Annotated in this window: 23 protein-coding genes; 12 read left to right on the top strand and 11 right to left on the bottom strand. The window is 35.4% G+C overall.

The annotated features are described in order from the left end of the window. Positions 1-135: 135 nt before the first annotated feature. From gpmI to GTR01_RS13440, 5 genes are all read left to right on the top strand, one after another. Positions 136-1,677 (top strand): 2,3-bisphosphoglycerate-independent phosphoglycerate mutase, encoded by a 1,542-nt coding sequence (gene gpmI / locus GTR01_RS13460; protein ID WP_160138344.1) that lies wholly within the window; start codon positions 136-138, stop codon positions 1,675-1,677. Positions 1,678-1,827: 150 nt separating this feature from the next. Further along, the gene (locus GTR01_RS13455; RefSeq protein WP_076553341.1) at positions 1,828-2,805 is read left to right on the top strand and encodes an acyl-ACP desaturase; all 978 of its coding nucleotides are present in this window, start codon (positions 1,828-1,830) and stop codon (positions 2,803-2,805) included. A gap of 99 nt (positions 2,806-2,904) precedes the next feature. Then, positions 2,905-3,336 carry a BT0820 family HAD-type phosphatase gene (locus tag GTR01_RS13450; protein ID WP_160138343.1) on the top strand — a complete coding sequence of 144 codons (432 nt, stop codon included), beginning with the start codon at positions 2,905-2,907 and terminating at the stop codon, positions 3,334-3,336. 85 nt (positions 3,337-3,421) lie between these two features. After that, positions 3,422-4,231: a type I methionyl aminopeptidase gene (gene map, locus GTR01_RS13445; RefSeq protein WP_160138342.1), complete on the top strand. Its 810-nt coding sequence runs from the start codon at positions 3,422-3,424 to the stop codon at positions 4,229-4,231. After that, positions 4,231-4,998 carry a class I SAM-dependent methyltransferase gene (locus GTR01_RS13440; protein WP_160138341.1) on the top strand — a complete coding sequence of 256 codons (768 nt, stop codon included), beginning with the start codon at positions 4,231-4,233 and terminating at the stop codon, positions 4,996-4,998. Before map ends, GTR01_RS13440 begins: the two co-directional genes overlap by 1 nt. Before the next feature lie 178 nt (positions 4,999-5,176). On the opposite strand, the gene GTR01_RS13435 is transcribed toward GTR01_RS13440, so the two are convergent. Then, positions 5,177-5,509: a DMT family transporter gene (locus GTR01_RS13435; protein ID WP_160138340.1), complete on the bottom strand. Its 333-nt coding sequence runs from the start codon at positions 5,507-5,509 to the stop codon at positions 5,177-5,179. Between the two features lie 163 nt (positions 5,510-5,672). Between GTR01_RS13435 and GTR01_RS13430 the strand changes: the two genes are divergently transcribed. Further along, on the top strand, positions 5,673-5,930 hold the full coding sequence (locus GTR01_RS13430) for a hypothetical protein (protein WP_160138339.1): 258 nt from the start codon (positions 5,673-5,675) through the stop codon (positions 5,928-5,930). Positions 5,931-6,277: 347 nt separating this feature from the next. Here the strand turns inward: GTR01_RS13430 and GTR01_RS13425 are convergent, their stop codons facing one another. After that, positions 6,278-6,841: a Crp/Fnr family transcriptional regulator gene (locus GTR01_RS13425; RefSeq protein ID WP_160138338.1), complete on the bottom strand. Its 564-nt coding sequence runs from the start codon at positions 6,839-6,841 to the stop codon at positions 6,278-6,280. A 448-nt stretch (positions 6,842-7,289) separates the two neighbouring features. Here GTR01_RS13425 and era point away from each other — a divergent pair, with 448 nt between their 5' ends. The 3 genes from era (at position 7,290) to GTR01_RS13410 (ending at position 11,216) form a co-directional block, all read left to right on the top strand. Further along, on the top strand, positions 7,290-8,165 hold the full coding sequence (gene era / locus GTR01_RS13420) for a GTPase Era (protein ID WP_066698033.1): 876 nt from the start codon (positions 7,290-7,292) through the stop codon (positions 8,163-8,165). Positions 8,166-8,232: 67 nt separating this feature from the next. Then, a complete protein-coding gene (locus GTR01_RS13415; protein WP_160138337.1) occupies positions 8,233-8,661 on the top strand; it encodes a DoxX family protein in 429 nt (142 codons plus the stop codon). Positions 8,662-8,813: 152 nt separating this feature from the next. Further along, positions 8,814-11,216, top strand: a complete 2,403-nt coding sequence (locus tag GTR01_RS13410; protein WP_160138336.1) for an alpha/beta hydrolase family protein — start codon at positions 8,814-8,816, stop codon at positions 11,214-11,216. A gap of 140 nt (positions 11,217-11,356) precedes the next feature. On the opposite strand, the gene GTR01_RS13405 is transcribed toward GTR01_RS13410, so the two are convergent. Beyond that, on the bottom strand, positions 11,357-12,046 hold the full coding sequence (locus GTR01_RS13405) for an HAD family hydrolase (RefSeq protein ID WP_160138335.1): 690 nt from the start codon (positions 12,044-12,046) through the stop codon (positions 11,357-11,359). 76 nt (positions 12,047-12,122) lie between these two features. Between GTR01_RS13405 and GTR01_RS13400 the strand changes: the two genes are divergently transcribed. Both GTR01_RS13400 and GTR01_RS13395 read left to right on the top strand, forming a co-directional pair. Next, the gene (locus GTR01_RS13400) at positions 12,123-12,683 is read left to right on the top strand and encodes a Crp/Fnr family transcriptional regulator (RefSeq protein WP_160138334.1); all 561 of its coding nucleotides are present in this window, start codon (positions 12,123-12,125) and stop codon (positions 12,681-12,683) included. 360 nt (positions 12,684-13,043) lie between these two features. Then, the gene (locus GTR01_RS13395) at positions 13,044-13,547 is read left to right on the top strand and encodes a GNAT family N-acetyltransferase (protein WP_185155131.1); all 504 of its coding nucleotides are present in this window, start codon (positions 13,044-13,046) and stop codon (positions 13,545-13,547) included. A gap of 424 nt (positions 13,548-13,971) precedes the next feature. On the opposite strand, the gene GTR01_RS13390 is transcribed toward GTR01_RS13395, so the two are convergent. The 8 genes from GTR01_RS13390 to GTR01_RS13355 all read right to left on the bottom strand — a co-directional run bounded on the left by GTR01_RS13390 (position 13,972) and on the right by GTR01_RS13355 (position 23,227). Then, positions 13,972-15,333, bottom strand: a complete 1,362-nt coding sequence (locus GTR01_RS13390) for an MATE family efflux transporter (RefSeq protein ID WP_160138333.1) — start codon at positions 15,331-15,333, stop codon at positions 13,972-13,974. A 100-nt stretch (positions 15,334-15,433) separates the two neighbouring features. After that, on the bottom strand, positions 15,434-16,618 hold the full coding sequence (locus GTR01_RS13385) for a sigma-54-dependent transcriptional regulator (RefSeq protein WP_160138332.1): 1,185 nt from the start codon (positions 16,616-16,618) through the stop codon (positions 15,434-15,436). A gap of 56 nt (positions 16,619-16,674) precedes the next feature. Next, a complete protein-coding gene (locus tag GTR01_RS13380) occupies positions 16,675-17,334 on the bottom strand; it encodes a YggS family pyridoxal phosphate-dependent enzyme (protein WP_160138331.1) in 660 nt (219 codons plus the stop codon). Between the two features lie 104 nt (positions 17,335-17,438). Next, complete coding sequence (locus GTR01_RS13375) at positions 17,439-18,299, bottom strand: polysaccharide deacetylase family protein (protein WP_160138330.1); 861 nt, start codon at positions 18,297-18,299, stop codon at positions 17,439-17,441. A 413-nt stretch (positions 18,300-18,712) separates the two neighbouring features. After that, positions 18,713-21,577, bottom strand: coding sequence for a heavy metal translocating P-type ATPase (locus GTR01_RS13370; protein WP_160138329.1), 2,865 nt, complete (start codon positions 21,575-21,577; stop codon positions 18,713-18,715). 187 nt (positions 21,578-21,764) lie between these two features. Then, on the bottom strand, positions 21,765-22,325 hold the full coding sequence (locus GTR01_RS13365; protein ID WP_160138328.1) for a helix-turn-helix domain-containing protein: 561 nt from the start codon (positions 22,323-22,325) through the stop codon (positions 21,765-21,767). Continuing rightward, positions 22,322-22,717 (bottom strand): acyl-CoA thioesterase, encoded by a 396-nt coding sequence (locus tag GTR01_RS13360; protein ID WP_076553354.1) that lies wholly within the window; start codon positions 22,715-22,717, stop codon positions 22,322-22,324. The genes GTR01_RS13365 and GTR01_RS13360 overlap by 4 nt, the downstream gene beginning before the upstream one ends. Before the next feature lie 96 nt (positions 22,718-22,813). Further along, a complete protein-coding gene (locus tag GTR01_RS13355) occupies positions 22,814-23,227 on the bottom strand; it encodes a DUF6157 family protein (protein ID WP_160138327.1) in 414 nt (137 codons plus the stop codon). A 400-nt stretch (positions 23,228-23,627) separates the two neighbouring features. Between GTR01_RS13355 and GTR01_RS13350 the strand changes: the two genes are divergently transcribed. Further along, positions 23,628-23,990: an RNA recognition motif domain-containing protein gene (locus GTR01_RS13350; RefSeq protein ID WP_160138326.1), complete on the top strand. Its 363-nt coding sequence runs from the start codon at positions 23,628-23,630 to the stop codon at positions 23,988-23,990. Positions 23,991-23,992: the final 2 nt, after the last annotated feature.

The raw sequence follows: 23,992 nt of genomic DNA, 5'->3' as shown, positions 1-23,992 counted from the left end.
TCATCTGCGAGAATAATACAGTTCGCAGATGATGCTGATTTTTTCTTTTTACTCTGAATGAATAAAATTCAGAACTCCAAATTCTTCCATTCATTTCAAAATAAATAAATTTGTAGTATAAAAAGTTTATACAAAATGTCAAAAAAAGCAATATTAGCAATTCTTGACGGATGGGGATTGGGAACAAACCCGGACGTTTCTGCCATAGACAAAGCAAATACACCATTTATAGATAGCTGTTACCAAAAATTTCCACATACAACCCTTGAAGCAAGCGGTTTGGCTGTAGGTCTTCCTGCAGGACAGATGGGAAACTCTGAAGTAGGACACATGAACCTTGGAGCCGGAAGAGTTGTTTATCAAAATCTTGTAAAACTGAATATGGCGGTTGAAAATGGAACTCTTGGACAAGAAAAAGTGATCCAGGATGCCTTTGAATACGCTAAAAAAGAAAATAAGAAAGTACATTTCATCGGATTGGTTTCCAATGGAGGAGTACACTCACATATCAATCACCTTAAAGGATTATTGACTGCAGCTAAAGAATTTGGTCTGAATGAAAATGTCTTTGTACATGCATTTACAGACGGAAGAGACTGCGACCCACATTCCGGATTAGGCTTTATTGAAGAGCTTCAAAACCATATGGAAGCCACTACCGGAAAACTGGCTACCGTGGTGGGAAGATACTACGCAATGGACAGAGATAAAAGATGGGAGCGTGTAAAATTAGCTTATGATGCCCTTGTAGAAGGAGTAGGAGAACAGAGTACAGATGCATTGGCATCTATCCGTGTATCTTATGACAATAATGTAACGGATGAATTCCTGAAGCCTATCATCTTAATGAATACAACTGCGACAGGAAATATTGTTCCTGTGGCGAAAATTATTGAAGATGATGTAGTGATCTGTTTCAATTTCCGTACAGATAGAGGAAGAGAAATTACAGAAGTGCTTTCGCAGAAAGATTTCCCTGATTATGATATGCGTAAACTGAACCTTTATTACATTACGTTAACCAACTATGATAAAACATTCCAGAATGTTCAGGTTGTATTTGATGAAAATGTTTTAACGGAAACAATGGGGGAAGTTCTGGAAAAGAATGGAAAAACCCAAATCAGAATTGCCGAAACCGAAAAATATCCCCACGTTACATTCTTCTTCTCAGGTGGAAGAGAGGAAGAGTTTAAGGGGGAAAAAAGATTACTGTGCCCAAGTCCAAAAGACGTTCCTACCTACGATTTAAAGCCTGAGATGTCAGCATACGATATCACTAATGCTATTGTACCTGAATTAGAACAAGGAACAGCCGATTTTGTTTGTCTGAACTTTGCAAATACAGATATGGTAGGACATACAGGCGTTTTTGAAGCAGCGGTAAAAGCCGCAGAAACAGTAGATGCATGTATCGAAAAAGTAGCGACTGCAGCTTACGAAAACGGATATACTGTGTTTATTTTGGCTGACCACGGAAACTCAGATGTAATGCTGAATCCGGATGGAACACCTAATACTCAGCACTCAACGAATTTGGTGCCTTTTATTGTGATGGATAAAGACCATACTTGGAGCTTAAAGCCAGGAAAATTGGGCGATGTAGCCCCTACAATCCTTAATGTAATGGGTGTTGAAATACCAAATGCAATGACAGGTGATATTTTAGTTAAATAAAATTCAATAATATTGTTAAAAAAATGCCGTTATAGTTGTATATCGGCATTTTTTTATGATTTATGTCAGATAAGGTATGAGTTGCATACTTTATTATGCGTTAAATAATAAATAAATCATATCTTTGCTAATTAAAAACTGAATATAAAAATGTATCAAAAGCTTGTTAGGAAAGAAGTAATGGGAATATTGGAAAAGGAAGTAGGTTCTTTTCTTGATAAATTTTTAACGCCAATTGAAAAAATCTGGCAGCCTTCTGATTATTTACCAGATCCTTCAAGCGAAGAATTTAAGCATGATCTAGAAGAAATTCAGACATTCGCTCGCGAAATGCCTTATGACCTTTTTGTAACATTAATTGGAGATTGTATCACAGAAGAAGCACTTCCTTCATACGAGTCTTGGTTAATGGGAGTTGACGGAATTAATCAGGAAGAAAAAGTAGGCTGGGCAAACTGGGTAAGAGCTTGGACTGCAGAAGAGAACAGACACGGAGATCTATTAAATAAATATCTTTACCTATGCGGTAGAGTAAATATGAGAGAAGTGGAAATTACCACTCAATATCTGATCAACGATGGATTTGACTTGGGAACAAGTATGGATCCATACAGAAACTTCATTTACACAAGTTTCCAGGAAACAGCTACCAATATTTCTCACAGAAGAGTAGGAACATTGGCAAAGCAATCCGGAAACGGAAAATTAGCTAAAATGTGTGGTGTAATTGCAGCAGATGAAGCAAGACACGCAAAAGCTTACAAACATTTCGTAGCTAAGATCCTTGAAATAGATCCATCAGAAATGATTCTTGCATTTGAAGATATGATGCGTAAGAAAATCGTAATGCCGGCACACTTGATGAGACAATCAGGGCAGAAGGCAGGAGAACTTTGGGGACATTTCTCAGATGCGGCGCAAAGATGTATGGTTTACACAGGTCAGGATTATATCAATATCATGAAAGATCTGTTAGACGAATGGAAGATTGAGCACGTAAAAGGTCTTACAGAAAAAGCAGAAAAAGCTCAGGAATATCTGATGAAGCTTCCTGCAAGACTACAGAAGATCACAGACAGAGTATCTACTCCGGATCTTCAGTTCCAGTTTAACTGGGTTAAGAGCTAGTAGCCCATATTATTATTTTAAATTATAAAAGTATTGAGTGCCTTTCTTTTTGGCACTCTTTTTTATTTCTTATCTTTGCAAAGCTAAAAAAAGAACAAAATGTTAAATAATAAAAAGATTGCTGTTGACTTTGACGGAACCATTGTTGATGATGCTTATCCGGGAATTGGAAAGGCAAAGATCTTCGCTTTCGAGACCTTGAAAAGATTACAGGCAGAAGGATATAGGCTTATTCTTTGGACATACAGACACGGAAAAACGTTAGATGAAGCAGTAGAATTCTGCAAACAAAATGGAGTAGAATTTTATGCAGTGAACTCAAGCTTCGAAGGAGAAGTCTTTGATTCTGAAAATCAATCCAGAAAATTAGATGCAGACTGGTTCATTGATGATAGAAACTTAGGCGGATTCCCTGGATGGGGTGAAATTTACAATATTATTCAGGAAAGAATAGAATTTCGTGTAGAAGGAAAAGAAGTGTTGGCCTATTCAAAACTTAAAAAAGAAAAGAAAAAAGGACTTTTCTGGTAGAATTAAATATAATAAATTAACAACGTATCTATCGATCAATGAATGTGGATACGCTGATATAATAATACATTGGTAAATTAATACAATGATTCAATTAAAAACAATAGACGAACTTCGTCTGATGAAGGAGAGTGCCCGATTGGTTTCTAAAACATTGGGAATGCTAGCAAAAGAAATTAAGCCGGGAATTACGACTTTATATTTAGATAAATTAGCTCATGATTTTATCAAAGATCATGGGGCTGAACCTGCATTTTTAGGATATGGAGGTTTCCCGAACTCTTTGTGTATTTCTCCAAATGAGCAAGTAGTTCATGGTTTTCCAAATAATGAAGTAGTAAAAGAAGGAGACGTTCTTTCTGTAGACTGTGGTGTGGTTCTTAACGGATTTGTGGGAGACCACGCTTATACTTTTGAAATCGGTGAAGTAAAACCGGAAGTAAAAAAACTATTGAAAGTTGCTAAAGAATCTCTTTATAAAGGGATTGAACAATGTATCAGAGGAAAAAGAATCGGAGATATTTCTCATGCGATCCAGGCACATTGTGAAAAAGAAGGATATGGAGTGGTAAGAGAGCTTGTAGGACATGGTTTGGGAAGACAAATGCATGAAGATCCTCAAGTTCCTAATTATGGAAAAAAAGGAAGTGGAAAAGTAATCAAAGACGGTTTGGCTATTGCGATTGAACCGATGATTAACCTTGGAACTGAAAAAGTAAAATTCCATAACGATGGCTGGACGGTAACTACTTTAGATAATCTGCCTTCTGCACACTTTGAGCATGATGTGGCCGTTATCAACGGTAAACCGGTATTGCTTTCTACATTTGACTATGTATATGAAGCTTTAGGAATCGTAAGTGACGAAGAAAAGCCTTTCCAACTGGATTTTTAATGAAAAAGATAACTAAGCTTTTACTGAACAAAATTCCACGTCCAATGCTTATAAAAATGAGTATCTGGGCAAGACCGCTTATTTATCAGTTTTTCAAAGGAGATCAGTTTTATGATCCTATCGATGGAAGATCTTATCGTAAGTTTCTGCCTTATGGGTATGGAAAACAAAGAGAAAATGCTCTTTCTCCCGGGACTTTAAGCCTTGAGAGGCATCGTCAGATGTGGCTGTATCTTCAGAATGAAACAGATTTTTTCATTAAAAATTATAAAGTGCTGCATATTGCTCCCGAACAGGAATTTCTAAGGAAGTTCAAGAGAATGAGCAATCTGAATTATATTTCGGCAGATCTGTATTCGCCCATTGTGGACGTAAAGGCCGATATTCTGGATTTGCCTTTTGAAAATGACAGCTTTGACATTGTTTTTTGCAATCATGTGTTGGAACATATTGAAGACGATGCAAAAGCAATGAGCGAGTTGTACAGGGTAATGAAACCAGGAGGATGGGGAATTCTTCAGGTTCCGATGAAAAACTCATTGGAAAAGACTTATGAAGATTTTACTATCAAAGATCCGAAAGAACGTCAAAAACATTTTGGCCAGTACGATCACGTTCGCTGGTATGGAATGGATTACTTTGAGCGTTTAAAAAATGCAGGATTTGAAACAGATGTCAACTTCTATTCACAGAAATTTTCTGAAGAAGAAATAAAAAAATACGGGCTAAGAAGTAATGAAATCTTACCTGTAGTATATAAAAAATAATAAGTGTTTCATGACACTAGAAGTAAAAACCATCTTCATAACGAAGGTGGTTTTTGTTTCTTACAGAGTCTTCCATTCTCTGATTAGAAATAATAAAAGCCAACAATAGCTTGAAAAATAAAACCGCCCTCCATAAGAGAACGGTTTCATTAAATATAGATAGAAGTTTATTTGCTTTTTAGTGTGATGAAGATACCGCTTTTAAACCTACAACAGAACCGATAAGAGTTACAATAAAAAATACTCTCCAGAAGCTTACAGGATCTTTAAAGAAGATAATTCCCATTAAAGCTGTTCCTACAGCTCCGATTCCCGTCCATACAGCATAAGCCGTACCAATAGGTAATGTTTGTGTCGCTTTAATCAGAAGAAGCATACTAATGGTCATAGTAACCAAGAAACCTGCAAACCAATAATAAGATTCAGTTCCGGAAGTTTCCTTTGCCTTTCCTAAACATGATGCAAATGCCACTTCAAATAATCCGGCAATAATTAAGATGATCCAATTCATTTTGTTAAATTTTTCTGTTGCAAATTTCAGAATTTGAACGGAGAAAAAATTTTACAATTGTTAAAAAATGAGTTTTTAGTTAGGAAGCTGGAAGCTGGAGGCTGGAAGAGGGAAGTTGCGGGAGTTTGGACAAGGGCATTCTGTTGTTTTTACCAATGAGGTTATGTTAGCCAGGAGGCTGGAAGCTGGAAGAGGGAAGCTGTGGGAGTTTGGACAAGGGCATTCTGTTATTTTTACCAATGAGGTTATGTTAGCCAGGAGGCTGGAAGCTGGAAGAGGGAAGTTGCGGGAGTTTGGACAAGGACATTCTGTTATTTTTACCAATGAGGTTATGTTAGTAGGAAGCTGGAGGCTGGAAGAGGTAAGTTATGGGAGCTTGGACAAGGGCATTCTGTTATTTTTACCAATGAGGTTATGTTAGCCAGGAAGTTGGAAGCTGGAAGAGGGACGTTATGGGAGTCTGAATGAGAGGTATTCTGTTAGTTAGATAAATGAGTTTAGGGTAGTTTAAATGGGTCTGTTGTTTAATTAGAGTTTTTTAGGCGGAAAAGGGTTAACTACTTACTTTTCTTTGTATAAGTAATCATCAATATTACTATGATACACACTATAACATCAATAGGAGCGGGCTTTAGCCCGCTTTCAAAAATAAATTTCTATTCCATATGGCTTTAGCCAAAACTTAAAAAATATTTTATAGATACTGAACTTTAGTCGTTAAACAGAATAGTACTTCCATCCTCCATCTTCCCTCCATAAAACAGAAACTTACTTAATCTCCGCCCGGATTCTGCTCAAACTCACCTGTGTAATTCCAAGGTAAGAAGCAATGTGGCCAAGCTGAACTCTTTTAAGCAGATCGGGTTGATACTGGATGATATCTTTATACCTTTCCAGAGAAGTTTTGAATTGTCTTGAAATAATTAGTTCTTCAGATTTTATCATTTCCGCCTCAGCCAGTTTTCTTCCCCAATTGGCAATGTGAATATCTTCGTTGAAAAGCTTTTTGAGATGCTCCGTTTCAAGTCTGTACAGATCACAATCTTCTAATAATTCAATACTTTCATAGCCTGGTTTGTCCTCCACATAACTTTTCATGGAAAGTACACACTGGCCTTCACTTCCAAACCAAAACGTAATATCATTTTCTGAGGTGGAAGAATAGGCACGGGCAATTCCTTTACGGATAAAATAAACAAAGGGAATGACCTTGTCAGCTTCCATCAGACAGTAACCTTTGGGATGGGAAACTTCAGTAATATATGCTTTTAAGTTATTTTTAGAAGCTTCCGGGAGTATGTAAATTTGGTCAAGAATCTGGTCTATATTCATAAAAATGATGAATTCTAATATTCAAAAGTATTAGTTTTAGGTAATGCAATACAAAATTATTTTGTGGTTTTTGTGAGAAATTGGGCTGGAAGATCAGTCGTCCCATTAAATCTTGGCTTCTGTCCGCTTTCCAAAGAGAAAAATAGACAGTCATTTAATTGTAATATTTCTATTGGAACATTCATGAACATCTTGGATTTTCAAAACTTAAGTGTTCTTTTTTATAGTCTCCTCTTAAACTTACTAAAGTGAACGTAAGTGTTTAAAAATTTTTGTGACTTTGTGGTTCAGATATAGAAGTTTAAAAATCTTGGGCAAAAACTTCTTAAAAAATCTCTTTGAAATGGGCTTCAAAGACAAATAACTCGCTTTTTTCTTTTTAAATATTGAGATTAACGGTAAAGACCAATTTTGTTTTACTAACTTTGCAGTTCGTAATATTATTTTTATGCACAAAGCTGGATTTGTAAATATAGTTGGAAAGCCTAATGCCGGAAAATCAACACTACTTAACCAATTAATGGGAGAGAAGTTGGCGATTGTAACGCAGAAAGCTCAGACAACCCGTCACAGAATTTTTGGTATTTATAATGAGGAGGATCTTCAGATCGTATTTTCCGATACTCCGGGAGTATTGGATCCAAAATATGGTTTGCAGGAAAAGATGATGGATTTTGTAAAGGATTCTCTTCAGGATGCTGATGTATTCCTGTTCATTGTTGATGTAACAGATAAAGCGGAACCTTCAGAGTTCCTTATAGATAAATTAAATAAGATCCCTGTTCCTGTACTTTTATTATTAAACAAAGTAGATCAGACTGATCAGGCTGGTCTTGAAAAATTGGTAGAAGACTGGCACAATAGGATTCCAAAAGCGGAAATCCTTCCGATCTCCGCTCTTAATGCTTTTAATACGGAGGTTATTTTACCTAAATTAAAATCTTTACTGCCTGAAAACCCACCTTACTATGATAAGGATCAGTATACCGATAAGCCGGAAAGGTTTTTCGTAAATGAGGCTATTCGTGAGAAAATTCTTTTGAATTATGATAAAGAAATTCCATATTCTGTAGAAGTGGTAACTGAGCAATTCAAAGAAAAAGAAGGAATTATTTTCATCGACTCTATTATTTATGTAGAAAGAGATACCCAAAAAGGGATTATTATCGGACATAAAGGAGAGGCTATCAAAAAGGTAGGCACAGAAGCAAGATTAGACCTTGAGAAGTTCTTTTCCAAAAAGATTCACCTCAATCTATTTGTTAAGGTGAAAAAAGATTGGAGAAAGAATGACAGAGACCTTAAAAATTTTGGTTACAGATAGACTAAAAATGCTGTAAAGCCCTTTGTATTAAAAGATTTTCATTACCTTAGTCTAAATTTTTTAGTAAATGAACTATAATAATTCAAATTCGAGCTCAATACCTAAAGATGTTATTTTATTAGCGGTAAGAGTATTTGTTGGTTTTGCAATGCTTTCTCACGGATATCCAAAGCTCCAAATGTTATTGGCTGGTGGTAAAATCGAGTTTTTCGATTTTCTGGGAATGGGGCCGCAGATTACCCTGATTCTTACGGTTCTTGCTGAATTTGTTTGTTCAATTCTACTAATATTAGGACTTTTTACAAGAGTTTCTTTAGGCTTTTTGATCTTTACAATGATTATTGCAGGATTTGTAGTGCATGGAGCTGATCCCTTTGAGAAAAGAGAAATGAGTCTTATCTACCTTTCCGTCTATCTTCTTCTGATGGTTTTAGGAGCCGGAAAAGTCTCTGTAGACCATTTGATTGAAAGAAGAAAAAGAGCTTCAGACTGGTAGAATTTTTACAATATATAATGAAAAGAGCATCCGAGGATGCTCTTTTTTATTGGAGTTATTTTTTGCAAATGTCTTTGTTATTGGGATTTGTAGATGAATTTTTATACAGGAATTCTATTAAAAATCACTACATTCGTAGAAAATGAATCTATATGAAGATAAAACTGACAATCTGCCTTCTGGCATTTCTCAATTTTTATGATGCACAGGAGAATATTACTTATCAAAAACCCTCTGCCGAAATCCTGAAACTGGCAGATTATGAAAGACCACCAGCTGTTTTGATGAACAACAAAAAAGATTGGGTGGTTTTTACTTATCGTCCAACATATAAGACCTTGGAGGATCTTAATCAACAAGATATGAAGCTGGGTGGATTAAGAATAAATCCAGTCACTAATATAGCCAGCACGGTAGTTTATTTCAATAATCTTAAAGTAAGAAAGTTCAGTGATAAAAATGAAGTTCAGGTGAAAAATCTACCTGCAGGAGCAAAAATTGCTTATGTTCAGTTTTCACCGGATGAAAAAAAACTCACTTTTACCAATACAACCAACAAAGGAGTAGAATTATGGATGGTAGATATGGAAACAGCTACCGCCAAAAAACTTACAGGTGACATTCTGAATGCGAATTTAGGAACTCCGTATCTTTGGTATAATGACTCCCAAAGCCTTTTAATCAGAACACTTCCTCAAAACAGACCTGCTTTGATTGACTCAGGGAAAGACCTTCCAACAGGGCCAATTGTGTCTACAGCGGACGGGAAAGTTTCTCAAAACAGAACTTATCAGGATCTTTTAAAGAATCCACAGGATGAGAAGAACTTTGAAACATTAGTAACTTCGGAAGTATTTAATGTAGATCTGAATGGTACTCTTAAAAAGGTAATGAATCAGGATATGTATACAGGCTTGAGCTTTTCTCCTGACGGAAATTATCTGATGGCTTCGGTGATTAAAAAACCGTTTTCATATATTGTTCCTTTAAGCAGGTTTCCAATGACGACTACAGTATATGATACTAAAGGAAATACTGTGAAAGTTGTGAATGAAATTCCGTTGAATGAAATTATGCCTAAAGGATTCTCCTCTGTAAGAACTGGAAAGAGAGCAATGTCCTGGAGAAGCGATGTTCCTGCAACATTAGTCTTTACAGAAGCTCTTGATGGCGGAGATCAATATAAATCTTCGGAATACAGAGATGAAATCTTTACTTGGGAAGCTCCGTTTACTGCGGCTCCGAAATCATTCTTTAAGATCAAACAGAGATTTGAGGATGTAGAATGGACGAATGATCATTATGCTTTAGTTTCAGAAGAGTGGTACGATACGAGAAATACCAAAACTTTCCTGGTTGATCTTAATAATGGGGAATCAAAAGTGATTGATGATAGAAATTCTCAGGATGTGTATAGTGATCCGGGGAAATTCAATAAAGTGAAGAACCAATATGGTAAATCTGTGATCGATATCAAAGGCGGAAAAGCTTACCTGATGGGAGAAGGTTTTACAAAAGAGGGTCAACATCCGTTTATTGATGAAATGGATATTAAATCACTGAAGAAAAAAAGATTGTATACCTCTAGTCTTAAAGGGGCTAAAGAGAACATTGTAGATATCTTAAATCCTTCAAAGGGTGAGATTTTAACAACGCAGGAATCTTCAAGCCAATATCCAAACTATTTCAAAAAGAATATTAAGTCTAGTAAAGCAGAAGCGGTAACTCATTTCGTAAATCCGTTTGAAAGCATTAAAGACGTTTATAAAGAAGTAATTACGTATAAGAGAAATGATGGAGTTACATTAACAGGAACTCTTTATCTGCCTGCAAACTATGACAGAAATGCAAAGAAAGAAAAATTACCTTTATTGATCTGGGCTTATCCGAGAGAATTTAAAGATAAGAACACTGCAGGACAAAGCACTCAGAATGACAACGACTTTACCTTCCCGTATTACGGTTCTTTTGTGTACTGGGTGACTAAAGGATATGCTGTTTTAGATAACGCTGCGTTCCCGATCATTGGTGAAGGAAAAACAGAACCTAATGATACCTTTATTACTCAATTGGTAGCCGATGCTGATGCTGCAATTAATGCTGTAGATCAGTTGGGATATATTGATAAAAAGAAAGTTGCCGTTGGAGGTCACTCTTATGGAGCATTTATGACAGCTAACTTATTGACGCATTCTAATCTTTTTGCTTGTGGTATTGCAAGAAGTGGTGCTTATAACAGAACACTGACTCCGTTTGGATTCCAGAGTGAGCAAAGAAATTACTGGGATGTTCCGGAAATTTATAACACCATGTCTCCGTTTATGAATGCCGATAAAATGAAAACTCCATTACTGCTTATTCATGGTGATGCTGATAACAATCCGGGAACTTTTACATTGCAGACGGAAAGATATTTCCAGGCATTGAAAAACCTTGGAGCACCGGTAAGAATGGTTCTTCTTCCAAAAGAATCACACGGATATCAGGCAAAAGAGAATATATTCCACGTTTTATGGGAACAAGATCAGTTCCTTGATAAATGTCTGAAAAAATAATATGAAAAGGCTGTCTTACTTCAAGACAGCCTTTTTACTTTTAAGAAATGATAAGCTAATGGAAGATTAGTTACTGTACCAGAATAAGGAAATCTCATTATGGGTAAAAGCTTAACTTAATATTCTGAAGATCCTGATCATTAAAGAAATTTCAAGATCTCATTAATACTTTTCAATTCCATAAAATTTTCGTGTTCCAGATTGATCTCTTGCTGCTCATGGCTCCATGTAACATGATAAGGAATATGAGCTGCAGATCCTCCAATTTCCAATACCGGTAAAATATCTGACTTGATAGAATTTCCAAGCATGAGAAAATTTTCAGGCTGACAGTCAAGGTGTTTAAGCAATTTTTTATAATCGTATTCCTTTTTATCACTCATGATCTCAATATGATGGAAATATTCCTGTAATCCGGAGTTTTTCAGTTTACGCTCCTGATCAAGCAGATCTCCTTTTGTGGCTACAACAAGTCTGTATTTCCCTTTTAAACTTTCAAGGGTTTCTGTAACTCCCTCTAAAAGCTCAATCGGTTTCTGAAGAAGTTCCTGGCCTAGTTCAATCGCCTTATTTACAAGTTGGAGAGAGGCGGTATTATTAGAAACCTTTCCGATTGTTTCAATCATACAAAGCATAAATCCTTTTACTCCATATCCATATAAATGGAGATTATTCATTTCAGTTTTAAAAAGTTCTTGTGATACAGAATGCTGAGGAAGATAATCCTCAAGCAAAACACAAAATTCCTTTTCTGCTTCCTGAAAGTAGGGCTCATTGATCCAAAGAGTATCATCAGCATCAAAAGCTATCGTCGTAATATGATTATTCATTTTTGTTTTGTAAATTTCTGCCTGTAAAATTCATAATAAAAAATAGATCAGACAAGGACAATTGTCCCGGAGAAGTATGTTAAGAACGAATCAATCATTTTTAAGCCATCTCGAAGAACTTTATCATAAGAAGAATGGAGAAAATATTATATTGGAATCATTCTCCAAAGGGCAACAGCTATTGATTCAGGATCAATCTGTTTTGAAGGTTATGCTGATTAAAGATGGAATTACAAAATGCTATTTCGAAGAAGAAAACGGAAAAGAATATATTGTTGAATTCCTGGGAAGTGGTGAAATTCTTGGAGAAGTAGAATTGATTAAAAATATTCCCTGTTTGTGCGGTATTGAAGCATTAACAGAAGTGGTTGTGTATACCATAAGTCTGCCTTATTTTAATGAATTGATTCAACAGGATCTAATCCTTAATAATTTATTACTTAGTTCCTTTGCAGATCGCATTATCAATACTACAAGCAGAGCTTCATATCAGCAGCTTTATACCATAGAACATACTCTTACACAGTTGCTTAAAATGCAATCGAAGCAGAATATTCAGATTTCCAAAGAAGATATGGCAGCATATTTAGGAATCACGGTTAGAAGTTTAAATAGAATTCTGAAGGATCTAAAATAAAAGTCGTTGAAAAACACAAGAGAATCAAGAATTCTCAGCACGAAAAAAAATACCTTTCCACTACAATATTCTATGTTTCCTTTAGTTTGTAAACTTATTTCTTTTTATAAACTAAAGGAAACATAGGTTTTATACGCTGATAAATTATTCGTGCGTTCGCAACATTAGAATCAGCCTTCAATTTTATCGGAAATAAAATCCTTGAGTCTTTGTGCTTTCTAATAAGAAATATTTTTTTATTTTGTTTTTTTATAGGGGTGTTTGTGTTTTTTTTATTAAAATTGAAATAATTATTCTATTATGATGGGGTGTTATTGAAATTTATTATTTTTGCATTGTAAAAAGTTGAGCCCAATATCAATGGAAAATATAAAATTCAGAAATGCAGAATTAGCCGATTTAAATAAAATTGTAGCGATCTACAACTCAACCATTGCTTCCAGAATGGTAACGGCAGATGTAGAAGAAGTAGCTGTGGAAAGTAAAGTAAAATGGTTCAACGAACATAACCCGGAAACAAGACCGCTTTGGGTGGTAGAAAATATGGAAGGAGATATGGTAGGATGGGTGAGTTTTAGCTCTTTTCATGAAAGATCTGCTTATAGCGGAACTGTAGAAGTGAGTATTTATTTGGATGAAAGTTCCAGAGGAAAAGGATATGGTAAAACGATCCTTCAATATTGTATCGACAATGCAGGTAAATTTGGAGTGAATAATCTTGTTGCCCTTATCTTTCTTCATAATGAGCCAAGTTTGAAGCTATTTAGACATTTTGATTTTGAAGATTGGGGAACGCTTCCTGATGTGGCTATTCTGGATGGTATTGAACGAAGCCTGAAGATTTTAGGGAAAAGAATTAAGTAAAATATAGGAGGTTATTTCAAACGAAATAACCTTTTTTCTTATTGCTGTATTAAAAAACTCTCCCTGATTTAACAGATTAGGCAGATTATAAAATGCTTATGATTTGCTGAGTTTCATGAAAGTGATAATTGATCAATTAAAAATATTCACAAGCTTTTTTTTTGTTTGAATGTTTAGATGCTTATTGAATGGCGGTATTGTAGGTGATTTCCTTTTGTTAAATTCAATAGAAACGGGCTTTAGTCCGTTAAAAATAAACGATAATTCATTGGCTTTAGCCAAAACCTATATTTAGGATTTTGAAAATGATTTTATTGTTTGTTAAATATAATAGGATACAAGCATTGCATTATAAAAACCTGCCTGATCTTCAAAATCTGCGAGAAAATAAAAAGGCTGCTTCTATAGAAACAGCCTTTTAGTATTATGTATTCTGCTTAATTCTTTTCGCAGACATATTTAAAAATCGTTTGACCAGGAAAACGGCAGAAACCGTTAATCCTAACCCAAGAGCAATCCACATTCCGAAAGCTCCTTTTCCTAGCGTTACGCAGAAGAAATATCCTAGCGGGATAGTAATTACCCAATAGGCGATAAAAGTATAAATAGAAGGGATTTTCACGTCCTGTAAACCTCTCAGCATTCCTAAAGCTGTTACCTGAATACCATCAGAAAGCTGGAATAAAGCTGCAATAATCATTAGTTTTGATGCTAAAGTGATTACTTCAACCTCTTCTTTTTTCGTGAAGAAAGTTGGTAATATGTTTCTTCCCAAGATGAAAACCAATCCACAGATACACATAAAAATGAACGCGATCTTTAAATTGTTAATTCCGACTTTTCTCAATTCAACAAAGTTTTGTTCTCCCAATTTTCTTCCAATCATTACCGTAGAAGCCACACTAAATCCAACACAAAGGTTGAAGGTAAATGAAGCCATGCTCAAAGCAATTTGGTGAGAAGCAATATCATGCGCAGAAATTAGTCCACAGATGAATGCTGCTCCTGCGAAAGCGGTTACTTCAAAGAACATTTGTAAAGCCGTAGGTAATCCCAACTTTACCATTTTATCAAACATGGCCTTTGAGAAGTTTTGAATTTTTAATGAAAAATCCTTAATATAACGTCTCGTTCTTTTCTCCTTTAGCAATACAAAGTAAAGGAAAACCACCATAAATATTCTGGAAATTAAGGTTGCTAAAGCAGAACCTTGCACACCCATTGCAGGAATTCCCCAAAGTCCTTTGATAAATACATAGTTTAAGGCGATATTAATAATATTGGCAATGATCGTAGCCTTTGTTACTCCAATTGTGTAAGAAAGCCCTTCTGAAACCTCACGAAGCGTCTGAAATGCCATAAATGGAACCATACTGACCACCATGATGCTTAAAAAGCTTACCGTATCAGGAATAATCTTCGCAGGTTGCCCAGAATGATAGAGTAGAGGCATTCCTAATAAAAGAATAACCATCAGAAGAACTCCAACAGTCATATTGATTACAAAACCATGACTGAATACGGAATTGATCGTAGCATGGTCTTCTCTTGAATGTGCTTCCGAAACCAACGGAGGGATGGCAAAAGAGAAACCAAGTGCCAAGACAAATATGGAGAAGAATACTGCATTTCCTAATGAAACTGAAGCTAATGCATCTGCTCCTAATAGTTTTCCGACAATAATATTGTCAAATAAGTTTACTGAAACTTGCCCCACCTGAGTAAGCATTACAGGCAGAGCTAAAGTCAGGCATTCCTTTGTGTAGTTTTTGTCTAAAAATTTCATAATATTTTAAGATTCATATAGTTTATATTTCAAATAGTTCAAAAAAAAAATTTGCAGTAGTACTACTGCAAATTTTTATAATATTGTAATAATAGTTGTATTATTTCCTTACAAAACTTGCAACGTCACCTTCGGAAACAGTGTTTCCACCAAGAATAATTAACCTTTCCACAACGTTTCTTAATTCCCTGATATTTCCAGTCCATGAAAGAGCTTTTAAAGCATCAATAGCTTTATCATCAAACTTTTTCGTAGCTGTACCATGCTCATCAGCAATCATGCCAGAGAAATGTTCAACCAACAATTTGATATCATCTTTTCTGTCATCCAATGGTGGAACATAAATTTCAATTACAGAAAGTCTGTGGTAAAGGTCTTCTCTGAATTTCCCTTCCTCAATCTCTTTCTGCATGTTTTTATTGGTTGCTGCGATTACTCTCACATCAACTTTTATTTCCTTATCACTTCCTACAGGAGATACTTTGCTTTCCTGAAGTGCTCTCAATACCTTAGCCTGAGCGATAAGGCTCATGTCTCCAATCTCGTCAAGGAAGATAGTTCCTCCGTTAGCCTGTTCAAATTTTCCTTGCTTATCTTTAATAGCACCGGTAAAAGAACCTTTTACGTGTCCGAAAAGTTCAGATTCAATAAGTTCAGATGGGATAGCAGCACAGTTTACCTCTACCATAGGCCCTCTTGCACGATCACTTTGATTGTGAATAGCATGAGCTACCAATTCTTTTCCAGCACCATTAGGCCCTGTAATCAGAACTCTGGCATCAGAAACGGCTACCTTTTCGATCATATCCTGAATCTTCTGCAAAGCAGGAGAATTCCCGATCATCTGATATTTCTTATTTACTTTTCTTTTTAAAGTTTTATTTTCAGTCTGAAGATTTTTGTTTTCTTTCTTCAGTGTTTCTTTGGCTAAAGCATTCTTTACACTAGTGATCAATCTGTTGATGTCAATAGGCTTAGAAATAAAGTCGTATGCACCATCTTTTAAGCAGGAAACAGCAGAATCAATGTCTGCGTGACCTGAAATCATGATAAAAGTAGTTTCAGGTTTTAATAACAGACTCTGCTTCAAAAGCTCGGTTCCTGAAAGTTTAGGCATTTTGATATCGGAGATCACCAGAGCGAAATCTTCTTTTTCTACCTGTTTGTAACCTTCAAGGCCGTCTTCGGCGATAACAAATTCATAATCTGTAAGTTCGTCTGAAAGAATACTGTGAAGTACTCCTGAGATTGCTTTTTCGTCTTCTACTATAAGGATTTTTTGCATAGTCGCAAATTTAAATTTTTTGTTTCAATTATTAGCAAAAACCATACCTAAATATTCTATATAGAATAGTCTCTTCTTCCGAAAATTGCGGATCCTACCCTTACAGAGTTGGCACCACATTCAATCGCAACAGGGAAATCATCACTCATTCCCATTGATAAGGTTTTTAAAGGTTTTAGTTGATTTAATTCATCAAAAAGTGCCTTTAAAGTTAAAAATTCTTTTCTGATCTGTAGCTCATTATCTGTAAAAGTTGCCATTCCCATCAATCCGGTAATCTCAATATGAGGGAAAGTTCCTTCGGTATACTGTTGGAAAAGGGTTTTAGCTTCTGATATTTCAAGACCGAATTTACTCTCTTCTGCTGCAATCTTTACCTGAAGTAAAACTTTAATAGATCTGTTGTTTTTACTTGCTTCTTTGTTGATTTCAGCTAATAGTTTTTCTGAGTCCACACTTTGGATCGTATCTATGAATGGAGCTATATACTTTACTTTATTAGTTTGCAGATGCCCAATCAGATGCCATTGAATGTCTTCCGGCAGGAGAGGTGCTTTTTCCATTAGTTCCTGAACCTTGTTCTCCCCAAAAACTCTCTGCCCTAGATCATAAACCTCCTGAATTGCAGAAATCGGATGCGTTTTTGAAACAGCAACCAGTTCAATATCTGATGTAAGCTTATCTTGTATCGCTTTATAATTTTCCTTAATACTCATAAATGCAAATTTCTGAAATTTAGAGGAAGGTTCAAAGTTTAAAGTTGGAGAAAAACAGATTTTATCATAAAAGAATCTATTTTTCTCCAACTTTAATTTCTAAACTAGTTCAACACTTCATTGATCTTCGGATACTGAGAAATTTTTCTGAAAACAAATTTGTTGCTCTTTTGTAATTTCTCAATAAACAAATCTAGCTCATTGATAGAGTCTGTATCTCTCAAATATTGGTCGTGAGTAAGGAATACAAGGTGCCTTGATGTTTTTTCAAGGTCATTAAGGAAAATGCTGTCTACTTTTTTAAGCATAGCCTCATGGCTTCCTTTTAGAGTCATTTTATGAGTAGGTCTCCACTCAAGATCCCAGCCGATCACTTTGTAGCCAGCTCTTTTTAGGCCATCTGCAGCGGCAGTCGTGCTCTTAATATCAGTTACATTGATATTGTTAAGTCTCCAGATATTTCTTCCGGGAGTTCTTGCTATTTTATCATGAAGCTTCAGGCTGTCTTTAGCGATGTCAAAATCACGGACAACAGCATCTGCACTTTTATAAAAATCTGTATATTTATTGTGAGCATGGGTAAAACTATGATTAGCCAGTTCAATCAGTGGATTGTCTTTTAACAGTTTAAAATCATTTTTTTGTCTTGTACTGCCATACGCATGTTTTCCCACCAAGAAAGCCGTGGCACATACATTTCTTTTGTCAAGAATCTTTAAAAGATTTTCAGTTCCCTGGTTAGGGCCATCATCAAAGGTAAGGTAGATTACTCTTTTGTCCGGGTCTACGCTTTCGTCGTCCATTTTGGGTGCCGTTTCTGCGGTAGGATGTTCCTGTGAACTTAGTGTGTCGTTCACATCATTTTTAAAATTACAGCTGTTTAAAACTACTGAAGTTGCACTCATCAATGCAAACATCCCGAGAAAAGCCTTATTTTTTGACTTTCCCGCAAAAATTTTTCTCATAAAGGTAATGGAATTGTGTTGTTAAAAATCGTTAAAAATAACGTTTTAATGTTAACAAATTATATGCCATGTTTTTCTGTGTTTTTCCTTTTTAAGTTTATTTTAAGAACTTTATTTTAAAGGCTTTTTTTGTTAAAATACGTATTGTTTAGTTATGATTTTGTTTTTGGTTGGTCTTAACATTTATAAATGCTAAAACGATAGTCTTTTTCTATTTTTGTTGAGATAATAATATTCTTCCTTTGTTTGGGAATTATTTTATTTTAACAAATCACTTATCCTATTGCTCAATGAGTTTTCCTATTTTTCCTTCAAGTTAATTTATAAATCCTCTTCGTTCAGAATGATCACCTGTACTCAATAAAAAAGACGACCTGAAATAGATCGTCTTTTTGTTTTTGTAAAATATTATATTATTTGATATCCAGATCCACTGAGTTCAATCTCAATGAATTCAAAATTACGGATAAAGAACTTACACTCATTGCTGCTGCTGCAATCATTGGGGATAATAAAATTCCAAAGAATGGATACAATAATCCTGCTGCAACCGGAATTCCTAAAACATTATAAATAAAGGCGAAAAAGAGGTTTTCCTTGATGTTTTTAAGAAGTTTTTCACTTAATAATTTTGCTTTGGCTACTCCTAAAATGTCACCTTTTAATAAGGTAATTTCAGCGCTTTCAATAGCTACATCAGTTCCGGTTCCCATTGCAATTCCTATATCTGATTGGGCAAGGGCAGGAGAGTCATTGATTCCGTCTCCGGTCATGGCAACGATTTTACCCTGCTGCTGTAGTCTTTTTACCTCATTCAGTTTATCCTCAGGAAGACAATTGGCTTTGAAATGCTTGATCCCTAATTCTTCAGCAACAGCTTTTGCGGTATGCTCATTGTCTCCTGTCATCATAATGATGTCGATACCTTCACTCATCAATCGGTCTACGGCTTTTTTAGAGCTTGTTTTAATCTTATCTGTAAAACTGATAAACCCTAACACATTCTGATCCTGAGCAACGTAAGAAATAGTGTGAGCTTTTGATTGTACTTCTATAGCTTTTTGTTTTAATGCTGTTGGAATTTGAATCTTATGAGAAGTTAACAGGCTTTCATTTCCAAGATAAGCTGTTTTTCCTGAGATATTTCCTTTTACTCCTTTTCCTGAAATATTTTCAAACTGATCCACTTTTTCAGCAGTGATATTTTCATCCTTTGCTCTTTTAATAACTGCATTGGAGAGCGGGTGTTCGGAATTTTGATTCAGAGAAAATGCCAGTTTTAGAATCTGGTTTTTATCTTCGTTATTTACTGTTTCAATGTGTTCTACAGAAGGTTTTCCTTCCGTTAAAGTTCCTGTTTTATCAGTAATCAAGACATTAACTTTATTCATTTGTTCCAAAGCTTCCGCATTTTTAATCAGGATACCATTCTTAGCCCCTTTTCCAATTCCTACCATTAAGGACATTGGAGTAGCCAGACCTAAAGCACAGGGACATGCTACAATTAAAACGGCTACAGCATTTACAAAAGCAAATAAACTTCTTTTCCCTTCCGGCCCGAAGAACTGCCACAGAACAAAAGTAAGTACTGCGATAAGGATCACTACAGGAACAAATACCTTTGATACTTTATCTGTCAGTTTCTGAATAGGAGCGCGGCTTCGGCTGGCTTCATTTACCATTTTAATAATCTGTGAAAGTAAGGTTTCATCACCTACTTTTTCAGCTTTCATAATAAATACCTGATTTCCATTAATAGTTCCTGAAGAAACTTTATCATCAATCGTTTTTTCAACGGGAACGGGTTCTCCGGTAATCATGCTCTCATCTACAATAGAGCTTCCTTCCGTGATCTTTCCGTCAACAGGAATTTTTTCACCTGGTTTTACCTTTAGCAGATCTCCGATTTTTACCTGAGAAAGCAATACTCTTTTTTCTTCACCATTCACAATAAGGTTGGCTTCATCCGGAGACAGATTCATCAGTTCCTTGATGGCATTTCCTGTTTTTTTATGAGCAGCGGCTTCCATCAGTTGGCCCAGAATAACAAGGGTTAAAATAACACAGACTGCCTCAAAATACAATGGGATTTCATGGTTGTGCCCACGGATTTCATGCGGAATAATATCTGGGAAAGCTAATGCTGTAATACTGAAAATAAATGCTGCAGCTACTCCTAATGCGATTAAGCTGAACATATTAAGATTCCAGGTTTTGAATGAAACCCAGCCTCTTTTTAAAAGGAACCATCCGGAATAAAACATAACAGGTAGCGTTAATGCTAATTCAATGAAACCTTGAATCTGATGAGAGAATGGAAAATCAATAAACATTCCTCCCATTGATAAAATGAAAACCGGAACGGTAAAGGCTAATGAAATTAAAAATTTTCTTTTCAGAAGGGTATAGGTTTCATCCTCTTCATCGTTTCCGCTGTCTGGCATTCTTACAAGATCCATTCCGCAGATCGGGCAGCTTCCCGGTTCATCACTGATGATTTCTGGGTGCATCGGGCAAGTATATTTTGCTGTTTTCTTTTCCGGATATTTTACAAGATCCATTCCACACACCGGACATCCTACATTAGAATCATAGGTTTTGTCGCCTTCACAATACATAGGACAGTAGTATTTTCCAGCCATTTCATCAGTTACTTTAGGGGCTTCATGATGGTGGCTATGGTGATGGTGGGAATGAGAATGAGAATGAGAATGAGAATGGTGTGAACCTGCATCTTTAGCCATATCTTCAGAGATTTCCTCTAAATGCATGTGGCATACAGGGCAGTCACCTTTTTCATCATATACTTTATCTCCTTCACAGAACATCGGACAATAGTATTTTCCGATGCTGTCTTTAAAGTTTTCAGGAAGGTGAGTAGATGAATAAGCTGGTTTATGATTAGGATCTTTGGCGAGCTTCTCTTCAATAGGAACCAGATACATATTGCAAACCGGACATCTTTCTCCCTGTTTGAAATATACTTTCTCGCCTTCACATTCCATTGGGCAATAATATACTGAAGATGGAGATACCCGATCCTGAGGTTTTATAAACGCTTTTTCAGGGTTGTTGGGATCTTCCAGTCTATATTTTCCTATTTCCGCCAGGGAATCATTTAAAACGGAAAGTGCAACCGAATGATCAGAAGTGATGGTAGCGGTATTGTTTTCCAGATTGACATCGGCTGTAACACCGTCAATACTGTTCAGTTGATTGGATATCTTTTTCTGACAACCGGAACAGGTCATTCCGAGTATTTTATACTGTTGTTCCATGATTCTTAAATTTATACTGCAAATTTCCAAAATGAAAATCTAAGGCTGTTATAAATTTAAGGATAATAGTTATAGAATTTAGGTTTGAGAGTATTAGAGTGGCGGTTATGGGGCGATTGTTTATTATAATATTAAACTCTCTGACTTAAACCTTCAAACTCTAACACTCTCCAATTCTCCAACTCAATTAAAGGCTGTCAAGAGACTTTCTGTGATGATCTTTAAGTTTTTTAAACTCAGTAGGAGTGAACCCTGTCACATTACGAAATTGAGTGGAAAGATGCTGGACACTCTTGTAACCCAATTTTCCTGCAATTTCTGTAAGGTTAAATTCATTATATAAAAGGAGCTCTTTTACCTTTTCTATTTTTTGAAGAATGAAAAATTGTTCCAGAGTAATATTTTCATTCTGTGAGAATGTTTTTGACAGGGAGCTGTAATCTTTGTGAAGTTTTGAACTTAAAAATTCAGAAAGCAGAAAATCCTCATCAATATCAAGCTCACTGATTTTTACAATAACGAGGTTTTTAATTTTTTCAATAAGCTGATGAGAAGAATCCATAATTCTTTCGAATCCGGTTTCAAGTAGTTTCTCTTCGATAGACTGCATGATTACTGTAGGAACTTCTGTTTCTGTTTCTACTTCACCCAGAATAACGGAGCTGGTTTTTACATCTGCATTATTGAAAATGGTCTCTACGGCAGAAATGCATCGGCTGCAAACCATATTCTTTATGAAGACCTTCATAGTTCGCTGTTTAATCTGTCTTTTACAAATTCAATCTGAGTTTTACCATGTGGAGCAGGATTGCCGTCACTGTCCAGGTTAACCATTACAATTTTATCAACCGTAATAATGGTCTGGTGAGTCATTTTATTACGGACATCACATCTTAATGTTATAGAAGATGAGCCAAAATGAATAGCTTCAATTCCAATCTCTATAATGTCCCCTTGTTTTGCTGAGCTTACAAAATTGATCTCTGAAATGAATTTGGTAACGACTTTAGTATTTTCAAGCTGGATAATTGCATACAATGCTGCTTCTTCATCAATCCATTGTAAAAGTCTTCCTCCAAATAGTGAGTGATTGGGATTTAAATCTTCGGGTTTTACCCATTTTCTTGTATGGTAGTTCATGTTCTTAATAATTTGCAGTACAAATTTAGCGTTAAAAGCTGATGTTATCAAAAGAATAGTATTTATTGATCTAAAGAGAATTATTCATTTTCTCAATCATTTTCTTTTGGAGCGCATTGCTTTTGTCTTTGCGATGTTAGGGTCATTTAATAATTTCTGATATTCTTCACTCTCTATAGGGAAGAGAGCTACTTTACCTTCTTTATTATGATGAAATCCAAATCCATATCTTTTAGCAAGAGGAGAAGAGCGAAGGCAGGCTTGTCCTTTGGAGAAGAATTGGTCTCTTGCTTCTTGTTTTCCACTTTCAGGAATATCATTTTTAAAGGCATAGCAATCAAAAATAATGTCATCAGAAGAGTATTGGTAGGGGTGTTTACTGATCTTTTCATATTGAAGATTGGCTAAAGTCTTTTCTTTCTTTTCAGGAGGAATCTGTGCTTGGGAAGCAGGGCAGTCTTCGGCAACTTCTATGAAAGTATTGATGTAATTGGTGGTATGCTGTTTCATAATACAATCCAAATTATAGGCTTTATGATATGATGTTTAAAAAGAAGTATAAATATACTACTATCCTTTATACTTTAGAAGCCTCTTTATTTTATTGTGGAGCCTCTCTATTTTTATTGTTTTATAATGATTCATAGAATAATTTATTATGTTAACTAACTTTAACTTTTTGGTTATTTTTGGGTTTATTTGATTGAAAAACAGTAGGTTGTGTTGTTGTTATTGAGAAAAGCAGAGTATGAATTCAAACTAAAGTGAGAAAGAGATAAAAAAAAGCTTTGATTTGAAATTTTTAATTGTATCTTGCATACGTTTATATTTGGAATCAATATTTGTTCATTAATTTATGTTGTTTTTCTTTTATATACCAAATTTTTATTAATTTTTTAATTTATTCAAAATGAACATTTTTGTTTCAAACATCAATTACGCAACTAAAGAGTATGAGTTGCACGATCTATTTGCAGAATTTGGTGATGTATCATCAGCTAAAATCGTAACAGACAGAGAAACTGGCCGTTCTAGAGGTTTTGGTTTCATTGAAATGGGTGATGAAGAAGGAAAGCAAGCTATTGAAGCTCTTAATCAGAAAGAATTCAACGGAAAAACATTAAACGTATCTGAAGCTAAGCCAAGAGAAGAGAAGCCAAGAAGAAGCTTCGATAACAACAGAGGCGGAGGTTACGGAGGTAACAACCGTGGAAATGGCGGTGGCTACGGCGGTGGAAATCGTGGTGGTAACGGCGGTGGAAATCGTTGGTAAAA

The organism is Chryseobacterium sp. c4a (genome assembly GCF_009900745.1).
Taxonomy (GTDB): domain Bacteria; phylum Bacteroidota; class Bacteroidia; order Flavobacteriales; family Weeksellaceae; genus Chryseobacterium.
This window is presented reverse-complemented; position numbering and strand designations above follow the sequence as displayed.

Excerpts from the sequence above, each read along its gene's own strand:
- gpmI (WP_160138344.1), top strand. The coding sequence starts at position 136 with ATGTCAAAAAAAGCAATATTAGCAATTCTTGACGGATGGGGATTGGGA.
- GTR01_RS13455 (WP_076553341.1), top strand. The coding sequence starts at position 1,828 with ATGTATCAAAAGCTTGTTAGGAAAGAAGTAATGGGAATATTGGAAAAG.
- GTR01_RS13450 (WP_160138343.1), top strand. The coding sequence starts at position 2,905 with ATGTTAAATAATAAAAAGATTGCTGTTGACTTTGACGGAACCATTGTT.
- map (WP_160138342.1), top strand. The coding sequence starts at position 3,422 with ATGATTCAATTAAAAACAATAGACGAACTTCGTCTGATGAAGGAGAGT.
- GTR01_RS13440 (WP_160138341.1), top strand. The coding sequence starts at position 4,231 with ATGAAAAAGATAACTAAGCTTTTACTGAACAAAATTCCACGTCCAATG.
- GTR01_RS13435 (WP_160138340.1), bottom strand. The coding sequence starts at position 5,509 with ATGAATTGGATCATCTTAATTATTGCCGGATTATTTGAAGTGGCATTT.
- GTR01_RS13430 (WP_160138339.1), top strand. The coding sequence starts at position 5,673 with ATGTTAGCCAGGAGGCTGGAAGCTGGAAGAGGGAAGCTGTGGGAGTTT.
- GTR01_RS13425 (WP_160138338.1), bottom strand. The coding sequence starts at position 6,841 with ATGAATATAGACCAGATTCTTGACCAAATTTACATACTCCCGGAAGCT.
- era (WP_066698033.1), top strand. The coding sequence starts at position 7,290 with ATGCACAAAGCTGGATTTGTAAATATAGTTGGAAAGCCTAATGCCGGA.
- GTR01_RS13415 (WP_160138337.1), top strand. The coding sequence starts at position 8,233 with ATGAACTATAATAATTCAAATTCGAGCTCAATACCTAAAGATGTTATT.
- GTR01_RS13410 (WP_160138336.1), top strand. The coding sequence starts at position 8,814 with ATGAAGATAAAACTGACAATCTGCCTTCTGGCATTTCTCAATTTTTAT.
- GTR01_RS13405 (WP_160138335.1), bottom strand. The coding sequence starts at position 12,046 with ATGAATAATCATATTACGACGATAGCTTTTGATGCTGATGATACTCTT.
- GTR01_RS13400 (WP_160138334.1), top strand. The coding sequence starts at position 12,123 with ATGTTAAGAACGAATCAATCATTTTTAAGCCATCTCGAAGAACTTTAT.
- GTR01_RS13395 (WP_185155131.1), top strand. The coding sequence starts at position 13,044 with ATGGAAAATATAAAATTCAGAAATGCAGAATTAGCCGATTTAAATAAA.
- GTR01_RS13390 (WP_160138333.1), bottom strand. The coding sequence starts at position 15,333 with ATGAAATTTTTAGACAAAAACTACACAAAGGAATGCCTGACTTTAGCT.
- GTR01_RS13385 (WP_160138332.1), bottom strand. The coding sequence starts at position 16,618 with ATGCAAAAAATCCTTATAGTAGAAGACGAAAAAGCAATCTCAGGAGTA.
- GTR01_RS13380 (WP_160138331.1), bottom strand. The coding sequence starts at position 17,334 with ATGAGTATTAAGGAAAATTATAAAGCGATACAAGATAAGCTTACATCA.
- GTR01_RS13375 (WP_160138330.1), bottom strand. The coding sequence starts at position 18,299 with ATGAGAAAAATTTTTGCGGGAAAGTCAAAAAATAAGGCTTTTCTCGGG.
- GTR01_RS13370 (WP_160138329.1), bottom strand. The coding sequence starts at position 21,577 with ATGGAACAACAGTATAAAATACTCGGAATGACCTGTTCCGGTTGTCAG.
- GTR01_RS13365 (WP_160138328.1), bottom strand. The coding sequence starts at position 22,325 with ATGAAGGTCTTCATAAAGAATATGGTTTGCAGCCGATGCATTTCTGCC.
- GTR01_RS13360 (WP_076553354.1), bottom strand. The coding sequence starts at position 22,717 with ATGAACTACCATACAAGAAAATGGGTAAAACCCGAAGATTTAAATCCC.
- GTR01_RS13355 (WP_160138327.1), bottom strand. The coding sequence starts at position 23,227 with ATGAAACAGCATACCACCAATTACATCAATACTTTCATAGAAGTTGCC.
- GTR01_RS13350 (WP_160138326.1), top strand. The coding sequence starts at position 23,628 with ATGAACATTTTTGTTTCAAACATCAATTACGCAACTAAAGAGTATGAG.